Annotated in this window: 13 protein-coding genes and 1 tRNA gene; 11 read left to right on the top strand and 3 right to left on the bottom strand. The window is 65.8% G+C overall.

The window, feature by feature from the left end:
- The first annotated feature begins 80 nt into the window (after nucleotides 1-80).
- From ToN1_RS21580 to ToN1_RS21530, 11 genes are all read left to right on the top strand, one after another.
- Nucleotides 81-506, top strand: a complete 426-nt coding sequence (locus ToN1_RS21580) for a c-type cytochrome (protein ID WP_169204720.1) — start codon at nucleotides 81-83, stop codon at nucleotides 504-506.
- A 37-nt stretch (nucleotides 507-543) separates the two neighbouring features.
- Nucleotides 544-1,926, top strand: a complete 1,383-nt coding sequence (locus tag ToN1_RS21575; RefSeq protein ID WP_169204719.1) for a cbb3-type cytochrome c oxidase subunit I — start codon at nucleotides 544-546, stop codon at nucleotides 1,924-1,926.
- 201 nt (nucleotides 1,927-2,127) lie between these two features.
- On the top strand, nucleotides 2,128-2,724 hold the full coding sequence (locus ToN1_RS21570; RefSeq protein WP_425305823.1) for a cytochrome c oxidase subunit 3 family protein: 597 nt from the start codon (nucleotides 2,128-2,130) through the stop codon (nucleotides 2,722-2,724).
- 13 nt (nucleotides 2,725-2,737) lie between these two features.
- Entirely contained in the window at nucleotides 2,738-3,049 is a 312-nt protein-coding gene (locus ToN1_RS21565; protein WP_169204717.1) for a cytochrome C oxidase subunit IV family protein, read from the top strand.
- Entirely contained in the window at nucleotides 3,046-3,846 is an 801-nt protein-coding gene (locus tag ToN1_RS21560; protein ID WP_169204716.1) for a CbbQ/NirQ/NorQ/GpvN family protein, read from the top strand. Before ToN1_RS21565 ends, ToN1_RS21560 begins: the two co-directional genes overlap by 4 nt.
- 31 nt (nucleotides 3,847-3,877) lie before the next feature.
- Entirely contained in the window at nucleotides 3,878-4,285 is a 408-nt protein-coding gene (locus tag ToN1_RS21555) for a magnetosome magnetite crystal formation protein family (protein WP_169204715.1), read from the top strand.
- A gap of 4 nt (nucleotides 4,286-4,289) precedes the next feature.
- Nucleotides 4,290-5,330, top strand: coding sequence for a 4Fe-4S binding protein (locus ToN1_RS21550; protein WP_169204714.1), 1,041 nt, complete (start codon nucleotides 4,290-4,292; stop codon nucleotides 5,328-5,330).
- A 13-nt stretch (nucleotides 5,331-5,343) separates the two neighbouring features.
- Nucleotides 5,344-7,209, top strand: coding sequence for a nitric oxide reductase activation protein NorD (locus ToN1_RS21545; RefSeq protein ID WP_169204713.1), 1,866 nt, complete (start codon nucleotides 5,344-5,346; stop codon nucleotides 7,207-7,209).
- A 4-nt stretch (nucleotides 7,210-7,213) separates the two neighbouring features.
- A complete protein-coding gene (locus ToN1_RS21540; protein ID WP_169204712.1) occupies nucleotides 7,214-7,966 on the top strand; it encodes a Crp/Fnr family transcriptional regulator in 753 nt (250 codons plus the stop codon).
- A gap of 107 nt (nucleotides 7,967-8,073) precedes the next feature.
- On the top strand, nucleotides 8,074-9,234 hold the full coding sequence (locus ToN1_RS21535; protein WP_169204711.1) for an HD-GYP domain-containing protein: 1,161 nt from the start codon (nucleotides 8,074-8,076) through the stop codon (nucleotides 9,232-9,234).
- 65 nt (nucleotides 9,235-9,299) lie between these two features.
- Nucleotides 9,300-9,375 (top strand) — tRNA-Thr (locus ToN1_RS21530).
- 66 nt (nucleotides 9,376-9,441) lie between these two features.
- Here ToN1_RS21530 and ToN1_RS21525 read toward each other — a convergent pair.
- From ToN1_RS21525 to treF, 3 genes are all read right to left on the bottom strand, one after another.
- Nucleotides 9,442-11,850, bottom strand: a complete 2,409-nt coding sequence (locus ToN1_RS21525) for a bifunctional diguanylate cyclase/phosphodiesterase (protein ID WP_342344161.1) — start codon at nucleotides 11,848-11,850, stop codon at nucleotides 9,442-9,444.
- A 145-nt stretch (nucleotides 11,851-11,995) separates the two neighbouring features.
- Nucleotides 11,996-12,481, bottom strand: coding sequence for an adenosine-specific kinase (locus ToN1_RS21520; RefSeq protein ID WP_169204710.1), 486 nt, complete (start codon nucleotides 12,479-12,481; stop codon nucleotides 11,996-11,998).
- A 210-nt stretch (nucleotides 12,482-12,691) separates the two neighbouring features.
- Nucleotides 12,692-14,200, bottom strand: coding sequence for an alpha,alpha-trehalase TreF (gene treF, locus ToN1_RS21515; RefSeq protein WP_169204709.1), 1,509 nt, complete (start codon nucleotides 14,198-14,200; stop codon nucleotides 12,692-12,694).
- Nucleotides 14,201-14,306 lie beyond the last annotated feature (106 nt).

The raw sequence follows: 14,306 nt of genomic DNA, 5'->3' as shown, positions 1-14,306 counted from the left end.
TCCCCCTGCCGAGAATGCGTCCAACCTTCGGGTTATTTCTCAATCACTCGGGCGCATGACAAAACAATGAGGGACAAACCATGAGCGGTACATTCACAAAGGCGATGGCCCGCAACATCTTTTACGGTGGAGCGGTGTTCTTCTTCCTGCTGCTAGTGGCGTTGAGTTTCGACACCATGAGCGGCCTGCCGAAATCCGACAATAGCAAGAACTTGACGGAGTCGGTCCTGCGTGGCAAGCACATCTGGGAAACACGCAACTGCATCGGTTGCCACACACTGCTGGGCGAAGGCGCGTACTTCGCTCCGGAGCTGGGCAACGTCTATAAGCGCCGGGGCGCCGAGTTCATCAAGGCATGGATCAAGTCGCAGCCGACCGGCACGCCGGGACGCCGCCAGATGCCGAACTTCAACCTGACCGAGCAGGAGCTGGACGACATCGTCGACTTCCTGAAGTACACCTCGGAAATCGACGCCCAGAAATGGCCTCCCAACATCGAAGGCTAAGTGCATCGGATCGACAACTTCAAGGGAATTCATAACCATGAAATATTCATCGCAATCGGTCGCGATGCCGTACTTCATAGCGGCCATCGGTCTCTTCGTGGGACAGATCATCTTCGGCCTCGCCATGGGTCTGCAGTACGTCGTCGGCGATTTCCTCTTCCCGGAGATCCCGTTCAACGTCGCGCGGATGGTGCACACCAACCTGCTCATCGTGTGGCTGCTGTTCGGCTTCATGGGCGCCACCTACTTCCTCGTTCCCGAGGAGGCGGAAACCGAGCTGTATAGCCCGAAACTCGCATTGCTGATGTTCTGGATCTTCCTGATCGCGGGCGCGGCGACGATTCTCGGCTACCTGCTGGTGCCGTATTCGACGCTCGCCGAGATGACCGGCAACAACCTGCTCGCAACGATGGGACGGGAGTTCCTGGAGCAGCCGCTGATCACCAAGGTCGGCATCGTGATCGTGGCGCTGGCCTTCCTGTTCAACATCACGATGACCATGCTGAAGGGCCGCAAGACCGTCATCAGCATCGTGCTGCTGATGGGCCTGTGGGGTCTGGCGATCTTCTTCCTGTTCTCGTTCTACAACCCGGGCAACCTGGTCAAGGACAAGTTCTACTGGTGGTGGGTTGTGCACCTGTGGGTGGAAGGCGTGTGGGAACTGATCATGGCCGCCATCCTCGCGTTCGTGCTGATCAAGGTGACCGGTGTCGACCGTGAAGTGATCGAGAAGTGGCTGTATGTGATCATCACCCTGGCGCTCGTCACCGGCCTGATCGGTACCGGCCACCACTACTTCTGGATCGGCACGCCGGAATACTGGCAGTGGCTGGGCTCGGTGTTCTCGGCCCTCGAACCGATCCCGTTCTTCGCGATGACCGTGTTCGCCTTCAACATGGTGAACCGCCGCCGCCGCGAGCATCCGAACAAGGCTGCCGTCCTTTGGGCACTGGGCACCGGCGTGATGGCCTTCCTCGGCGCCGGCGTGTGGGGCTTCCTGCACACCCTGGCTCCGGTGAACTTCTACACGCACGGTTCGCAGATCACCGCCGCCCACGGCCACATGGCGTTCTACGGCGCCTACGTGCTGGTGGTGCTGACGATCATCAGCTACGCGATGCCGCTGCTGCGCGGTCGTGCAGCCAACGACGAGCGTGCCCAGGTGTGCGAGATGTGGGGCTTCTGGCTGATGACGATCTCGATGGTCTTCATCACCCTGTTCCTCACCGCGGCCGGCATCCTGCAAGTGTGGCTGCAGCGCGTGTCCTCGACGCCGATGCCCTTCATGGCGGTGCAGGACCAGATCTCGCTGTTCTACTGGATGCGTCTGTGGGCGGGCGTGGTGTTCGCCGCGGGCCTCGTGACCTACCTGGCGAGCTTCTTCGTCAAGGGCGAGAGCAAACCCCTGATCCATGCATGATGGATCCCTCGCTTCCAGCCCTCCGCGGGGCTGGTGAAGCGATTCCGGGGCGGCTTCGGCCGCCCCTTTTTTATTTTGGACGGGCACTGGGTGATATTCCCCATTCTTTCGTTCGCCCAATCCGTGAATTAACCAGAATCAAGGTTCGGCGTTCGCACTCTCCCTAGACTGGGACACATGAATACATGCGCCCAAACACTCGTGAACCCGCCTGCCATTCCGGCCGCTGCTTCCGACGGCCCCGCCCGCCGCCTGCCCGGTGACCTGGCGATCTGGTTCTTCATCCTCGCCGAACTCCTTGCCTTCGGCGCCTTCTTCCTCGCCTACGCCTTCTCGCGCGCCAACAACGTCGAGCTGTTCAATGAGCAGCAGTTGGCCCTGGACCGTAACTCTGGCGCGCTCAACACCATCCTGCTGCTGACGTCGAGTTACCTCGTCGTGCGAGCGGTGCAGGCTGCCGAAGCGGGCCAGAGCCGTCGCGCGGCAAACTGGATCGCCGGCGGCTTCGCCTGCGGCGCTGGCTTCGTCGTCGTGAAGCTGTTCGAATACGTGGCGAAGTTCGCGGCCGGCGTGAGTCTGTCGTCGAGCACCTTCCACATGTTCTACCTGGTGCTGACCTTCTTCCATTTCATGCACGTGATCCTGGGCCTCGTGATCCTCGCAGCGCTGTGGAACGGCGCGCGCAAGGGACGCTACGGCCCGGGCAGCATGAACGGCATCGAGACGGGCGCCGCCTACTGGCATATGGTCGATCTGGTGTGGCTGATCCTGTTCCCGCTGGTCTATGTAATGCGCTGAGAGGTACGAGACGATGCAAACCCGAGACTCTTCCGCCCACGCCTTGCCCCATTCCGATCATGGCACGCCGCTGCGCGCCACGGTGATCTGGGTAGTGCTCATCGCCGCGACCATCGTCACCTGGAGCGTAGGCGAGAGCGGCGCTTCCGGCCCCGCCATCGTCGGCCTGCTGTTCGCGATCGCATTTGGCAAAGGCGCCATGATCATCCTCGACTACATGGCGCTTCGCCGCGCGCCACTGATGTGGCCGCTGCTCGCGCTCGGGTGGATGACGCTCGTGTGCGCCCTGATCGGCATTGCCTACTGGAAAGGACTCGCCGCATGATGCTCGATACGCCCCACCTCGACGTTCCCTTCTACCAGCCTGCCGGCGACGAGATCGAAGTCTTCGAGCATGCATGGAAGAACCGCCTGCCACTCCTCATCAAAGGGCCCACCGGCTGCGGCAAGACCCGCTTTGTCGCGCACATGGCCGCGCGCCTCGGCCTGCCGCTATATACGGTGGCCTGCCATGACGATCTGACGGCCGCGGACCTCGTCGGCCGCCACCTGATCGGCGACGGCCAGACCGTCTGGTGCGACGGCCCGCTCACGCGCGCGGTGCGCGAAGGCGGCATCTGCTACCTCGACGAGGTCGTCGAGGCGCGAAAGGACACAACCGTCGTGCTGCACCCGCTGGCCGACGACCGCCGCATCCTGCCGATCGACCGCACCGGCGAGTTGCTCGCTGCGCCGCCGTCGTTCATGCTGGTGGTGTCCTACAACCCCGGTTACCAGAACCTGCTCAAGGGCATGAAGCCCTCGACGCGCCAGCGTTTCGTGAGTCTGCGCTTCGATTTCCCTGCCACCGAACGCGAGGAGGCGATCCTGGTGGGCGAATCCGGGTGCGCGCCGGATCTGGCAAAACGCTTGGTGTCGATCGCGCACGCGCTGCGCACGCTCAAGGACCAGGATCTCGAGGAAGCGGCGAGTACGCGCCTGCTGGTGTATGCGGCCCTGCTGGTGCGCGACGGCATGGATCCGGTGACCGCGTGCCGCGCCGCGATCGTCGAGAGCCTCACCGACGACCCGGAAGTCGCCGACGCCCTGATGGAGGTCGTGTCGGCCACCTTCGGGCGCTGACACGCTTCCCCGGGTCAAACGGCCTGCGATCATGTCGGACCAGGAAGCCGATCTCCTCAAGGAACAGATGCCGGGGCCGCGCCTCGCGGTCATCGCGGAGGCGCTTTTCCTCGCGAACCTGCTGGTCGCGCCCGGGCTCGCCTTCCTCGTACTGCTTGTGTTGTGGCGCCGCCATCGCGAGGACGCCTCCCTGGTCGTACGCAATCACCTGCAACAGACCGTGGTCGCGAGCCTTTACGGCGGAGCGATGCTGGTCGGCGTCAGCGTCGGAATCTTCCTGCTGGGCGGATTCGATGATCCGTGGTCGTGGGTGCTCGGCATCCTGTATTTCGTTTCCTTTCACGCCACGCTGGTGATCTTTGGCGTCGTCGGACTGAATCACGCGATTCTCGGCCGCAGCTGGCAGTACCCCTTCATCGGCCCGGATCTGTACGAGTAAGTCCATGAACGCCCCGCTCCCCTCCCCCTTGCCCGTATCACCGCAGGCCGAAGTCAGACCCGCACGGCGCATCATCCCCATCGCGACCACGAAACCGGTGGGACATAACCGTACACAGAAGAAACGCATCGCCTTCCAGATCGGCTTCTTCACGCTGTTCATCCTCGCGCCGGTGTTCGACATCTTCCGCTACGACCTCAACGCGGGCCACGCGTGGCTGCTCGGCATGGAATGGCGGCTTGGGCTGGACGACTTCCTCGCCGGGCGTATCGGAGCACTGGAAGCCGGCGGGAACGTGATGTTCCGCCTCTTCGTCCCCATCCTTGTCGGCGCGGCGGCCTTCCTGTGGGTTGCGTGGAAATGGGGGCGCCTGTACTGCGGCTGGCTGTGCCCGCACTTCTCGGTGGTCGAGACGATCAACAAGCTGATGCAGAAGGCCTCCGGCAAACCCAGCGTGTGGGTCAGGGAACCGCTGCCGCCGTGGAAGGCCGACGGAACACCGTGGAGCGCGGACGCACGCTGGTGGCTCGTAGTGGTGCCGGCGGCGGTGTTTTTCGCCTTCCTTTGGGCGATGGTGTTCCTCAGCTACCTGCTGCCGCCAGCGGAGGTGTACGGCAATCTTTTCGGCGGCACGCTCACCCGCAACCAGTCGATTTTCCTCACCGCGGGCACGGCTGTGCTGTCGATGGAGTTCCTGTTCGCCCGGCACCTCTTCTGCCGCTATGCCTGCGCCGTCGGACTCTTCCAGAGCCTCGCGTGGATGGGCAACCGCAACGCGATGGTGGTCGGCTTCCAGAGGAAGCGCGCCGCCGATTGCGCGACCTGCCTGCCGGACCGCCAATCGGCGTGCGACGCCGTGTGCCCGATGCGGCTCACGCCACGCAACATCAAGCGCCTGATGTTCACCTGCACGCAGTGCGCGCAGTGCGTCGAGGCGTGCGAGCAAAGCCAGCGCGACAACCCGCAGGGCCCGCTGCTGCAATGGGTCAGCCACGAGGCCGCACGCCAGAACGAGGCCGGGTTCCGCTCCGGCAAGGAACGTTAGCCAGGACAAGAACATGGAAGAAGCCGTAGGCAAGATCTGGCACCGTCTGATCACCCGCGCCGCGACCGGCAACCACCCCGACGCGGTGGTGCGGCTGAAAGACATCGAACGCACGGCGGGCGTGTTCTTCCGTGCGCTGGGCGGAGATCCAGGCCTGCGCGTCGCCGCGGCAACCAGCGATGAGCATGGCGCACGGCGCGGCTTTCTCGCGCGCATCGCCGGCGCGGGCGATCGGGCCGCGCGCGCGCGGATGGATCCGTCGACGCTGCGGCTGCCGCCCGAGATCGACGCTTTCCCCGAAAAGTCGCTGAACCGCGATCTCTACCTGTGGCTTGCGGCGCTGGCCGCTGCGCACGAGGGACTCGAAGCAGAAGGCGAGGACGAGGCCGACCGCGATTTCCGCCGCAACCAGTTCGCGACCTGTGCGGCGCTCCATGCATGGCCGGGACTTACGCCCCGCTATCGGCGGCTCGTCGAGGCCTATCTGCCCAAGCGCCCGAAGCCCGAGAAGCTGCCTCCGCAAGAAGCCGAGCGCGAACGCGCCATCCGTCGCGCACTCGAAGCGCCGGGCACCGTGTTCGTACTCCCGGCCGTGCCGCAGGGCACGCCACCCGCGCATCCGGTACTGCTGTGGCTCACAGGCTCGCTCGCCCCCGCCGCCGGCGCGTCCCGCCGCAGCAACGCCGACCCCGAGCAGACCGCCGACGGCGGTCCGCCCGCGTTCGAGGAGACGGAACGCCGCGCCCACCGCGCCGAGCAGGTCGACATGCCGAAGGAGAAAAACGGCCTGCTGTTGATGTTCCGCGCCGAGAGCCTGCTTGCGATTGCGGAATTCCTGCGCATCAACCGCCCGGCCGACGACGACCCCGATCCCAACGCCGCCGACGCGGCGCGCGACCTCGACCATCTGTCGCTGTCGCAGGACAAGGAGCGCGTCGCCTCCAAGGTGCGTTTCGACCTCGACCTGCCGTCCGCGGCCGAGGACGACGTCGTGCTTGGCGACGGACTTCCGCTGCCGGAATGGGACTACCGCAAGGGCGTGCTGCTGGAGGATCACGTCCGCCTCGTCGAACTTGCCGCGCGCGACGCCCAGCCCTGCCCCCTGCCCGAACACCTGCGGCGCACCGCCAAACGTCTGCACCAGCAGTTTGCCGCGCTGCAACCCGGTCGCCGCTGGATCAAGGCGCAGGTCGACGGCGCCGAGCTCGATGTCGACGCCATTGTGCGCGCCCAGACCGACCGCGCCGTGGGTCGCCACCCGTCGGACCAGGTGTGGCTGTCGCTGGAGAAGCGCGAGCGCGACCTCGCCTGCATGGTGCTCGCAGACCTCTCGCTATCCACCGACAGCTGGGTATCGAGCGAAGCGCGCGTCATCGACGTGATCCGCGACGCGCTGCTGCTTTTCGGCGAGGCCCTGGGCGCGACGGGCGACCGTTTCGCAATCGCGGGTTTTTCCTCCGTGAAGCGCAGCCAGGTGCGATTCCATCGCCTGAAGGATTTCGGCGACCGCTTCGACGACCGCATCCGCGGTCGCATCAGCGCCATCAAGCCGGGCTACTACACGCGCCTGGGCGCCGCGATCCGCCGCGCGAGCGCCTTGCTGGCCGACGAGCCCGCCGCGCGCCGCATCCTGCTGATCCTGTCGGACGGCAAACCCAACGACCTGGACCTCTACGAGGGCCGCTACGGCATCGAGGACACCCGCATCGCCATCGCCGAGGCGCGCAAGCAAGGGCTCGTGCCCTTCTGCGTGACGATCGACCGCGAGGGTGCGGGCTACCTGCCACACCTTTTCGGCCCTGCCGGTTTCGCGGTGATCCGCAAGCCGGAGGAGCTCCCCGCGCAGCTGCCGATGTTCTATGCCCAACTGACACGGTGATCCCATGCCCGTGACCGCAATCGAACGCGAGACCTCGGCCCCGCCCTCCGTCGAGGAGCACGACACCGGGCACGTCTGCCGTCTGCTCGCTCACGTGCCCCTCCTCGAGGGACTTACGCCGGAGGAACTCGCCCGCTTCGCCCGCGGCGTGCGCGAACAGCATGTCGACAGGGGCGCCGTGCTGTTCCATCGCGGCGACCCCTGCCACGGGTTTCACCTCGTGCTGTGCGGCCAGATCAAGCTTGCATTCACGTCCGCCGAAGGCCAGGAGAAGGTCATCGAGATCATGCGCCCGGGCCAAAGCTTCGGCGAGGCGGTGATGTTCATGGAAAAGCCCTACTTCGTGATGGCTCAGGCCCTCACCGAAAGCCGACTGCTGCACATCGCCAAGAGCGTGGTGTTCGAGGAGATGGACCGCGACCCCACCTTCTGCCGCCGCATCATCGCCGGGTTGTCGCATCGCCTGCACCACCTCATCGCCGACGTCGAGACCTATTCGCTCCTTTCCGGCCGCGAACGCATCGTCGGTTATCTGCTGCGCGAGGAGGAAAGCAGCGGCGAACCGGGCCTGTGCGGGCGCGTGTCGATTCGCCTGCCGACCAGCAAGGGCACCATCGCATCACGGCTCAATCTCACGCAGGAACATTTCTCGCGAATCCTGCACGAGCTGGCCGAGGCCGGGCTCATCGTCGTCGAGGGGCGCACCATCCACATCCCCGACATCGAGCGACTTCGCACCACCGGCGCACGCTACTGAGACCTCCGCGCCGGGACGCGGATCCTGTCGAAACCCGTGTCAAAAGTATTGGCGGCGCCTCCGGCTGCGGTCGATAATCGGTTTCCGCTATCGCACAAACCGATATCATGAGCGTCACCGACAGCTGGCAGGAATTCGCCGCATCGGCCGCAAGGCAGGCCGGGAATCTGCACGTCGCATCCGTCAGCGACAAGGTGCGCGAGTTGCACCTGCGCATCCGCGAGCGCTATCCGTCCATCTCACGCATCGCCGTGGCGCTTTACGATCCCCAGATGCGGCGGCTGAAGACCTTCGTCGCCAGCAATGAACCCGGGATCACCCCGCTGAACGGCTACGAGTGCGCGATCGACTCCGTTCCCTCGCTCCTGGCGATAGCAGAGAGCGGACAGGCACGCGTCATCAACGACCTCGGCAGCCTACCGGTATCCGACACGACGCACTCTCGCTGGCTGCACCATGAAGGGTTCCTGTCCAGCCTCACGCTGCCGATCCGGCGCGAGGACCAACTGCTCGGATTCCTGTTCTTCGACGCCCGCGAACGCGACGTCTTCACCGATCCGGTCGTCGCCGACCTGTTGCTCTACGGTCACCTCATTGGCATGATCGTGACGCAGGAACTCGCCACCGTTCAGATGCTCGTGGGCGGGCTGCGGCTGGCGAGCCAGTTCGCCCACGTGCGCGACCTCGAAACCGGTGCCCATCTGGACCGCATGGCGCGTTATTCGCGCCTCATCGCACGCGAGATCGGTCCCGCGCACGGCAAAACGGACGACTATGCGGAAAACATCTTCCTGTTCTCCGCCCTGCACGACATAGGCAAGGTCGGTGTGCCGGATCGCATCCTGCTGAAACCCGGCAAGCTCGACGATGCCGAACGCGAGGAAATGCGCCGGCACGTCATCGTCGGCCTGCAGATGGCCGAGCGCCTGATCAGCGATTTCGGCCTCGCATCGCTGTCGAACATCGACATGCTACGCAACATCGTCAGTGCGCATCACGAACGCATGGATGGCAGCGGCTATCCGCATGGCCTCGCGGGCGACGCCATCCCGCTGGAAGCCCGCATCGTCGCCACGGCCGACGTCTTCGACGCACTCGCCTGCGCGCGCAGTTACAAGCCTGCGTGGACGCTGGGCAATGCCTTCGAGGAAATCCGCCGCATGTCGGGCACCCAGCTCTATGCGCCGACGGTCGAAGCCCTGCTCGATTGCCGCGAGGAAGTCGAAGCGATCTACCAGCGCTTTCAGGACGCGAAACTCGAGGCTTGATGACATACACAACATGGATCACTCCTTGTGTAAGTCGGCAGCCCCTGGGCTATAATCCGGCCCGCGCCGGCATAGCTCAGTTGGTAGAGCAACCGCCTTGTAAGCGGTAGGTCACGGGTTCGATTCCTGTTGCCGGCACCACGCACATCCGCGCGCGCCCGGTTCCACGGTGGCCGGGCTTCTTTTTTTACCCGCACGATCGATGGCTCAATGCGGCAGCGTGCGCCACGCACGTTCCGAGCGCCACGCCGTGAACGCCTCCGCGCGAAGCGGTTCGCTGATCACGTAGCCCTGCGCCATATCGCAGCCCTGCGCCGACAGGTGCTCCCAACCGGCCCGGTCCTCGACGCCTTCTGCGACGACCTCGAGGTCGAGATCGTGCGCGAGGTCTATGGTCGAGCGGACAATGACGTCCGAATCGCTGTTGGAAAGCATGTCCTGCACGAAGGACTTGTCGATCTTGATCGCGTCGACAGGCAGCTTCTGCAGGTAGGCGAGCGATGAATAGCCCGTGCCGAAGTCGTCGATGAACAAGGTGCTGCCGAGGTCCTTCAGTCGCTTCAGGCACTCCAGGCTTCCTTGCGGATCGTGCATCAGGGCGCTTTCGGTGAGTTCGAACTGGATGTCGCCGGGGTCGGCCCCCCAGGTTGCGAAATGGTTGCGCACGCGCTCGATGAGCTTGGGATCGCGCAGGTCGCGCGCGGACAGGTTCACGGCCACCGGCACGCTCAACCCGTCCTGGCGCCAGACGTAACTCTGGCGGAAGGCGGCCTGCATGACCCAGTCGGTGAGCGGGCTGATGAGTCCGCTGTGCTCGGCGAGGCTGATGAATTCATTGGGCCACAGGGTGCCGCGCTGGGGATGTTCCCACCGCACCAGTGCTTCGACGCCACACAGCTCGCCGCTGGAAAGCCGCGCCTTGGGCTGGCAGTAGAGGCGCATCTCGCCGTTGTCGATCGCACGGTGGAGGTCGCCGATGAGCGCGAGCCGCCGCGCGCATTCGCGGTCGCGCCCGCCGGTGTACAGGGCATGCCCGTGCCCCTGCTGGCGCGCCTGGTGCATCGCGACGTTGGCGCGGCGGATGAGCGCGTCGGCCTCGGTGCCGTGTCCGGGAAATACGGCAATGCCGATGCTGGCCCCCGCGTCCAGCATGATCTCGCCTATCGTCACGGGCTCGAGCAACTCGCTCAGCAGGCGTTGCGCCGCGCGCGATGCGGCGGCGGCGTCTGCATGCGGCAGCAGGATCGCAAACTCCGATTCGCCGACGCGCGCGACGCCGGAGGTGTCGTGCACGACGCGCCGGATGCGCGCGGCGACCTCGCACAGCATCGCGTCGCCCTGCTGGTAGCCGAGCGTCTCGTTCACCTCCTGGAAGTGGTTCACGCCGAGCACCAACAGGGCCAGCGGTCCGCTGCGCGCCCTCGCGGCGTCGATCTCGTCGACGAGACGCATGCGCAGCCGCCAACGGTTCGGCAGGCCGGTGAGCGCGTCTTCCTCGGCCATGCGCTTGATGGTCTCCTGCGCTTCCCGGTTGCGTTCGCGCAGGCGCAGGGTGGCGATGCCGAAGGAAAGATCGTCGGCCAGTTCGCCCAGCAGGTTGGCTTCAGCTTCGTCGAAGGCGTCCTCCTCGGTGGCGGCGATCGTCAAGTTGCCGAGGACCTCTTCGCCTTGCCGAAGCGGAAACGCGCTGATTGCAGCGATGCCCCGCCGCAGATCCTCTTCGCGCCATGGTGCGAAGGCTGCCTCCTTGCGGATGTTGCGGCCGACACTGGGTTGCCCGGTGCGGATCGCGACCCCGGTCGCACCGTGGCCGCGCTCGCCGTCGCTCCAGGTGACGCGCTGCCAGTCGAGGAAGTCGCGATCGATGCCGTGCTGCGCCATCACCGCGATGTTCTTTTCATCGTCGTGCAGGGCGTAGCCGACCCACGCGAAGCGGTAACCGCCATCCTCTACGATGATCCGGCAGATGTCCTGCAGCAGGCCGTGCTCCTCGGTGGCGCGCACGAGCGCGCGGTTCGCCTCGCTGAGGGTCTTGCGTGCGCGGTTCACGCGGCGCAGCGCTTCCTCCACCGCGGCGTGGCGATCGGCCTGGCGCAGCATGTGGATTCCGTAGGCGAGCGCATTCGCCGCCTCCTGCAAGAGGTCCGCGGACGCGGCGCCGATGCCGTCGCCGCGTCCCCAGGCGATCTGCAGCGTTCCGAGCAGCTCCGGCCCCGAGCACAGCGGCAGCACCGCCAGAATCGTGGTGTTGCCGGCCGGAACGAGGAATGGCCGTCCGGCGCGCAGAGCGTCGCGTGCCGCACGGCCCCATGGCGAGTCGTCAGGCGCCAGGATGGCCTCCACGGCTTCGTCCGCAGCCTCTCGGACGGCGCTCGATACGCGTGGCAGCATGCCATTTTCCGCATCCGCGCCGGTGAGCGCCGCAAAGGGGCTTGCGGCCGCATCGACGATTGCGCGGCACACGTCGCGCAGGAGCACGGACTCCTCGTTTGCGGCGCGCACGACCGCATGAGCCACGCGCAGCACCGCGAGGGCCCGGCCGGGTTCCGGCTCATTCGCAATAGAAGGTGCCGGCGCCGTTCCCTCGCTGCCCGACAGCTGCTCGTCCATCGTCATGGCACACCCCTGATCCGCCGCCGGCCGCCTGTCGGCTGGCTCGTGCGGAAATTAGACACCCCGGACGGCACAAGGTTGGTGCGCGCGCCCAGGGACGACGTTCGAGCCCGCAGGTCGCCGCCTCCGCGCGTGCCCCCTCGGCCACTCAAAGCTTGTAGCCGATCTGGCGCAACAGCTTCTTGCGTGCGTCGATCTTCTGCTCGTCTTCGATCCCGAGCGGCGGCGAGCCGTCAACGACGCCGATGATGCCGCGCCCCTGTCCCGTTTCGGCCAGCAGGACTTCGACCGGATTCGACGTCGCACAGAAGATCCGGCACACCTCGGGCACCTGCTTGATCGCGTTCAGGACGTTGACCGGATAGAAGCCTTCGCCAAGAAAGACGATGAAGCTGTGGCCCGCGCCGATCGCCTGAGCGTTCTCCTGGGCCATCAGCACCATCGCGTGGTCGGTGCCCGACCAGCGGATCAGCCGGTCGCCCGAGGCTTCGCAGAACGCGAGCCCGAAGCGGATGCCCGGAACGGCATTCACCAGTGCTTCGTGAATGTCCTCGACCGACTTGATGAAATGAGTCTGGCCGAGGATGAAATTGATCTGCTCGGGCTTTTCGATTCGTACCGCGATCAGGTTCATGGCCGTCATCCTCCCACGTTCCGCCGCTGAAGCACGCTGCGCTGCGACGTCCCCGCGCGGGCGTCCAATGGCGGCCGTAGATTTCAAGATAGCACTCCGCGGCGAGGACGCAGGCGCGGATCCGTGGCGCGCCAAGGCCCACAGCGCCGGCGGGGAATTTCCGCATGCGGTGCTGTCAGCAGCGGCGACGAGAACAGCCGACGGCAAGCCTCAGACACGCCGGTATGCGTCGAGGCCGAAGCGTTCGATGAACGCGCGCACGACGCCATTGGTCCAGCCGAAGCCGTCCTGCACCGGATACTCGCCGCCGCCTGCGTCGAGCGACAGGTCGCACACGTCGTACTTTTCCATCAGCTTGCCGGTGCGGCGCCACACCCGGTCGGCCAGATCCACGAAGCGGGTCGCGACCTCTTGCGCGAGTTCGGCATATCCGTAATCGAGCAGCCCCTGCACCGCAGCCCACTGCAGCGGCGCCCAGCCGTTCGGCGAATCCCATTGTTCACGCGAGTCTGCGAGGGTGGCCACGAGTCCACCGGCGCGCAGGAAGCGTCCGGCGAGGTTGCGCGCGACGCGTTCGGCCTGCGCCTCGTCGGCGAGACCGCAGTAAAGGGGAAACACGCCCGCCAGCGACCAGCATCCGCTCTGCGTTCCGTCGCGCCACGACCAGTCGAAGAACCAGCCCCGCTCCTCATTCCAGCAATGCTTCACGATCGCCGCGCGACGGCGCTCGGCCGCGAGCCGGTAATCGACGGCACGGCGATCCTCCTGGCGCGCGAGCCAGTCGCCCAGCATTCGCTCGATGCGGAAGAGCAGGCAATTGAGATCGACCGGGATCAAGTCGGTCGTGCGAATGCCTTCCAGTCGCCCGTCCTCGCCGCACCAGCGGCTACTGAAGTCCCAGCCCGACTCGGCAGCGGCGCGCAGGTTGCGATAGAGCTCGTCCTGTTGCGACGGCGCTGCGCGGGCATGCAGTTCGACATCCTCGGCGAATGACTCCTCCCGCGGCGCATTGCACTCGTCCCAGTAGCGATTGAGAAGTGCGCCGTCGGGGAGGCGCACCGTCCGGCGATCAGGCGTGGCACGGCCGGTGTGGGCGATGGGCGCGCGCGCCATCCACCAAGCGTATTCGCGCTCGACGCTCGGCAGCCAAGGCCGCACCGCCTCGACCCCCCGCTCTTGCTCGAGCAGGCGCAGCATGAATGCGAACATCGGCGGTTGCGAGCGGCTCAGGAAGTAGCGGCGGTTGCCGTTGGGGATGTGGCCGTGGGTGTCGATCAGCCACGCGAAATTGCGCACCATGTTCTCGACGAGATCGAACTGCCCGGACGGGACCAACCCGAGCATCGTGAAGTAGCTGTCCCAGTAGTAGATCTCGCGGAACCGCCCACCCGGCACCACGTAAGGATGTGGCAACGGGATCAGCGAGCCGTGCGCCGCGTCGGCATGGTCGGCGTCGCGCGTGAGCGTCGCCCACAGCGCGTCGATGTGCGCCGCGAGGTTTGGCGCCGGCCCTACAGTCACCGGCGCGTCCGCCCCCTGCTCCGGCAGCGCGAATCGGCTGCGCACGAAGTCGCCGAGCAGCGCGATGAACTCTTCGCGGATGCGCTCCGGTGGCGCAAGCGGGACGCTGTCGGGGAAGGTCTTCGAATCCTCGAACACGCGCGCGCGCTGCACGGCCTCGAACAGCGCGCCCGAGGTCTGGAGTCCGGTGTCTATCACTTGCTTTCCTTGTCGCGACGAACGGGTCGCGTAGGGCGGATGAGCCGCGCAGCGGTGTTATCCGCCGCACGGATGTCGAACATCGGGCATATCGCGGAGGGCGCAG

It is taken from the genome of Aromatoleum petrolei, from assembly GCF_017894385.1.
Classification (GTDB): domain Bacteria; phylum Pseudomonadota; class Gammaproteobacteria; order Burkholderiales; family Rhodocyclaceae; genus Aromatoleum; species Aromatoleum petrolei.
The sequence above is the reverse complement of the archived record's forward strand: the minus strand, read 5'-3'. Positions and strand labels throughout refer to the sequence as shown.

Bases quoted from the DNA above. Each gene is read 5' to 3' on its own strand.
- ToN1_RS21535 (WP_169204711.1), top strand. From the start codon at position 8,074: ATGAGCGTCACCGACAGCTGGCAGGAATTCGCCGCATCGGCCGCAAGG.
- ToN1_RS21545 (WP_169204713.1), top strand. From the start codon at position 5,344: ATGGAAGAAGCCGTAGGCAAGATCTGGCACCGTCTGATCACCCGCGCC.
- ToN1_RS21580 (WP_169204720.1), top strand. From the start codon at position 81: ATGAGCGGTACATTCACAAAGGCGATGGCCCGCAACATCTTTTACGGT.
- ToN1_RS21525 (WP_342344161.1), bottom strand. From the start codon at position 11,850: ATGACGATGGACGAGCAGCTGTCGGGCAGCGAGGGAACGGCGCCGGCA.
- ToN1_RS21565 (WP_169204717.1), top strand. From the start codon at position 2,738: ATGCAAACCCGAGACTCTTCCGCCCACGCCTTGCCCCATTCCGATCAT.
- ToN1_RS21575 (WP_169204719.1), top strand. From the start codon at position 544: ATGAAATATTCATCGCAATCGGTCGCGATGCCGTACTTCATAGCGGCC.
- ToN1_RS21540 (WP_169204712.1), top strand. From the start codon at position 7,214: ATGCCCGTGACCGCAATCGAACGCGAGACCTCGGCCCCGCCCTCCGTC.
- ToN1_RS21560 (WP_169204716.1), top strand. From the start codon at position 3,046: ATGATGCTCGATACGCCCCACCTCGACGTTCCCTTCTACCAGCCTGCC.
- ToN1_RS21550 (WP_169204714.1), top strand. From the start codon at position 4,290: ATGAACGCCCCGCTCCCCTCCCCCTTGCCCGTATCACCGCAGGCCGAA.
- ToN1_RS21520 (WP_169204710.1), bottom strand. From the start codon at position 12,481: ATGAACCTGATCGCGGTACGAATCGAAAAGCCCGAGCAGATCAATTTC.
- ToN1_RS21555 (WP_169204715.1), top strand. From the start codon at position 3,878: ATGTCGGACCAGGAAGCCGATCTCCTCAAGGAACAGATGCCGGGGCCG.